Genomic DNA, 3304 nt, shown 5'->3' with positions numbered 1-3304 from the left:
GTCTAGAGGCGCTGAAAAGCGCCTGGTCAGATCTCGACAGCAAGCATCAGGGGACGCTGTCAGACCTTATTGGCCCGAATGCGACGCTTCTCGGCTAGGCTGTCAGCAGGATCTTGCAGATTGCTTCCAGACCCTCGCGGTCGACCTCATCGAAGGCATCGAACTCGGTCGAATCAACATCGAGCACGGCCACCAGCCTGCCCTCTGCATCAAATACCGGCACCACGATTTCGGAATTGGACCGGCTGTCGCAGGCGATGTGGCCGGGGAATTCATGCACATCCGGTACGATAAGTGTCTCTGCCTGAGCGGCACACGCCCCGCAAACGCCCTTCCCGAACGGAATGCGCAGGCAGCCCAGCGTGCCCTGATAGGGACCGACGACAAGCTCATCGGCTTTCTGGGGATCGACCACATAGAAGCCCGTCCAGAAAAAACGCGGACGGAAGGCTTCGGCAAGCAGGCAGGCCGCCGAGGCATAGCGCGCCGGCACATAGGTCTCGCCGGCGACGATGCTTTCAATCTCGGCTTTCAACTCTTCGTAGCGGGCTTTGCGGTCCATCTGATGTCCTTGCTGCAGTTCGCCGCCCATATGCGCGCTTGGCCCGGCTTTCTCAAGAGCCCCATGGACGCCGCGCTGTTGCTCTGAAATAGTCATGATCTCAAGCTTTGGTGGCGCATCTGCCATCAGGCAAAGGAGGGAGACTGCGTGAGGGAAACTGTCCGGACGATCCTCATCGCCTGGTTTGTTGCCTTGAGCGGTATGTCGTCAGCGATTGCCCAGGGCGACTCCAGTGTTCTCGGCCCTGATGCGCCCGTCGTTGTTGAACAGGATCCGGTCGACAGGGTTCTCAACCGGGGCAATGAGCCGAGAGGCCAGTTGGACCGCGAACGCGTCGAACAGCTTGTCGAACGACATGTCGAAAATGAAAGACTGCAGACCGAGCGCGCCGAATGGGAACCGGAGCCGATGGAGATCGAACCCCGGCAGCGCAATTCCTTCCTCGATGCGATTGCAGACTTCTTCGCCTGGTTTTTCCGCACATTTGGCGGCCTGTTCAAACTCCTGATGTTCGGCGTGATCGCGGCGGCGATCATCTACGCGCTCTGGTACATGTTCGGCGACATTGTCGGCATCCGGTTTGGCCGCAAGAAAGCTGAAGCCGGGCCAGACACGTCCGAGATCGACGACCAGAGGCCAGACCAGAAACAGGCTGTCGCCCTGCTCGAACAGGCCGATGCGCTCGCCGCTGAGGGCAAGTTTGCCGAAGCGGTGCATCTTCTCCTCTTCCGCTCGATTGAGGATCTGCGCGAAAAACGTGCTGGCGGCGTGCCGCAGTCGCTGACTGCCCGCGAAATCCAGTCGCTCTCGGACCTCCCGCAGAAGGCCCGCCAAGCGCTCGCCCCGATCATCCGCATTGTCGAGACGAGCTTCTTCGGCGGGCGCTCGGTCGACCGGGATGGCTGGCAATCGGCGCGCAAATCCTATGAGGACTTTGCGTTTGGCGGAGCCGCCGCATGAGCGAACGCCTCCCCAGAGCCGAAAACCCCTTTTCGGGCCGCGTCATCTTCATCCTGCTGGCTGTGGGTCTACTCTCATTTGCCGCCGTCATGGCGCTGATGGCCTGGTCGCCTGACCTTGCCAGCCGCGACCGGCCAGGCCCCACGCCCTATTCACGCTCGGCCTCCGGCTATGCCGGCCTCATCGATATGCTGGAAGCCGAAGGTCGCTCCGTCAGCACCTCGCGCCTGCGAAACCGGCTGGAGACCAGCGACGGCCGCCTGCTCATCATCACCATGCCGCTCTACGGGCGCAACTTCGACATTGACGATATTGCCCCGCCCGCACTCATCGTGCTGCCAAAATGGCGATTCCTGACCAACCCGGCACGCCGCGCCTTCGAACTCGACACGAGGCTCGCCGATATAGACGCTGTCGATGCCATGCTGGGCCTCGTGGAAGCAGATGCGAGCGTGGTCCGCCTGCGCAATCCCGGCGCGCTCGAAACGCCTTTCGGTGAGGTATCCCCCGTCTTCGACCATGAGATGCAGGTGGTGAAATCGGACGCACTGACCGAAATCATCGGACGACCGGGCGGCCAGCTCCTGTCTCAGCTTGGCGAAGAAGAAATCTACGTCCTGTCGGACCCGGACGTGCTCAACAATTTCGGCTTGGCGCGATCCGAAAATGCCGTCACGGGCCTCTCCATCATCGACCTGGTCAGCCGCAGGAAAAGCCAGCCCGTCATCTTCGACGCGACCATTCACGGCTTCGAGCGCTCACGCAGCCTTATGAAAACCCTGCTCGATATTCCCTTCCTCGGCGCAACACTGATTGCGCTCGCCACGATGGGCCTGATCGGCTGGGCCGCCTCCATCCGCTTCGGCGCGCCAGAGCGCGAAGCGCCTGCCTTCGCAGCCGGCAAGCAGGCGCTCGCGGACAATTCTGCAGGCCTGATCAGCATGGCCAAACGCGAACCGCGCATGGCGCCCGGCTATCTCGCGCTGACCCGCCGCGCCCTCATCAAGGAGCTCGGCCTGCCAAAGACGCTAAGCGAGGAAGATGTCGCCGCGCTTCTTAACCGGATGGGCGAGCAGCAGGGCTTCGAGACAAGCTGGACAGATATCCGAAGTGGGCTTTCTGCGCCTGCCACATCAAGAGACGACCTCAGACAAAAGGCCCGCGCGATCTGGCGCTGGCGCAAGGAGATGACGCATGCAACCAAGTGATATTCAGGCGCTTGCCGGGAAGATCAGGGCCGAGGTCGGCAAGGCCGTGATCGGCCAGACCGAAACGGTCGACCTGATGCTGACCGCGCTGTTCTCATCCGGCCACATCCTGCTCGAAGGCCCGCCTGGCACAGCCAAGACACTGTTGACGCAATGTTTTTCCGCCGCCATCGATCTCGATTTCGGGCGTATCCAGTTCACGCCGGACCTGATGCCGGGCGATGTCATCGGGACGAACCTCTTCAACTTCCAGACCAACGAATTCTCGCTCACCAAAGGCCCGATCTTCACCGATATATTGCTCGCCGACGAGATAAATCGGACCCCGCCCAAGACGCAGGCCGCTTTGCTAGAGGCGATGCAGGAGCGCAAGGTCACGATCGACGGCAAGCCGCACAGGCTGAATGATCGCTTCATGGTGATCGCGACGCAGAACCCGATCGAGCAGCAGGGCACCTATCCCCTGCCCGAAGCCCAACTCGACCGATTCCTGTTCAAGCACGTCCTCGACTATCCGAGCCGTGACGAGGAACTCGCCATCGTCTCCGGCCACGGCAACCGCACGGGCATGAAG

The 3304-nt window shown here is 61.6% G+C and carries 4 protein-coding genes; 3 read left to right on the top strand and 1 reads right to left on the bottom strand.

What is annotated here, in order from left to right; all coding sequences use genetic code 11:
* Nucleotides 1-94: 94 nt before the first annotated feature.
* Nucleotides 95-562 (bottom strand): GAF domain-containing protein, encoded by a 468-nt coding sequence (locus WA989_RS00380; RefSeq protein WP_424338551.1) that lies wholly within the window; start codon nt 560-562, stop codon nt 95-97.
* A 147-nt stretch (nt 563-709) separates the two neighbouring features.
* On the opposite strand from WA989_RS00380, the gene WA989_RS00375 reads away from it, so the two are divergent.
* The 3 genes from WA989_RS00375 to WA989_RS00365 form a co-directional block, all read left to right on the top strand.
* Nucleotides 710-1522, top strand: a complete 813-nt coding sequence (locus tag WA989_RS00375) for a hypothetical protein (protein WP_424338550.1) — start codon at nt 710-712, stop codon at nt 1520-1522.
* The gene (locus WA989_RS00370; protein WP_424338549.1) at nt 1519-2730 is read left to right on the top strand and encodes a DUF4350 domain-containing protein; all 1212 of its coding nucleotides are present in this window, start codon (nt 1519-1521) and stop codon (nt 2728-2730) included. Before WA989_RS00375 ends, WA989_RS00370 begins: the two co-directional genes overlap by 4 nt.
* Nucleotides 2717-3304, top strand: a 588-nt coding sequence (locus WA989_RS00365) for an AAA family ATPase (RefSeq protein WP_424338548.1), incomplete at its 3' end; no start/stop codon positions are given. The genes WA989_RS00370 and WA989_RS00365, both read left to right, overlap by 14 nt.

The organism is Henriciella sp. (assembly GCF_049649345.1).
Lineage (GTDB): Bacteria > Pseudomonadota > Alphaproteobacteria > Caulobacterales > Hyphomonadaceae > Henriciella.
The sequence above is the reverse complement of the archived record's forward strand: the minus strand, read 5'-3'. Positions and strand labels throughout refer to the sequence as shown.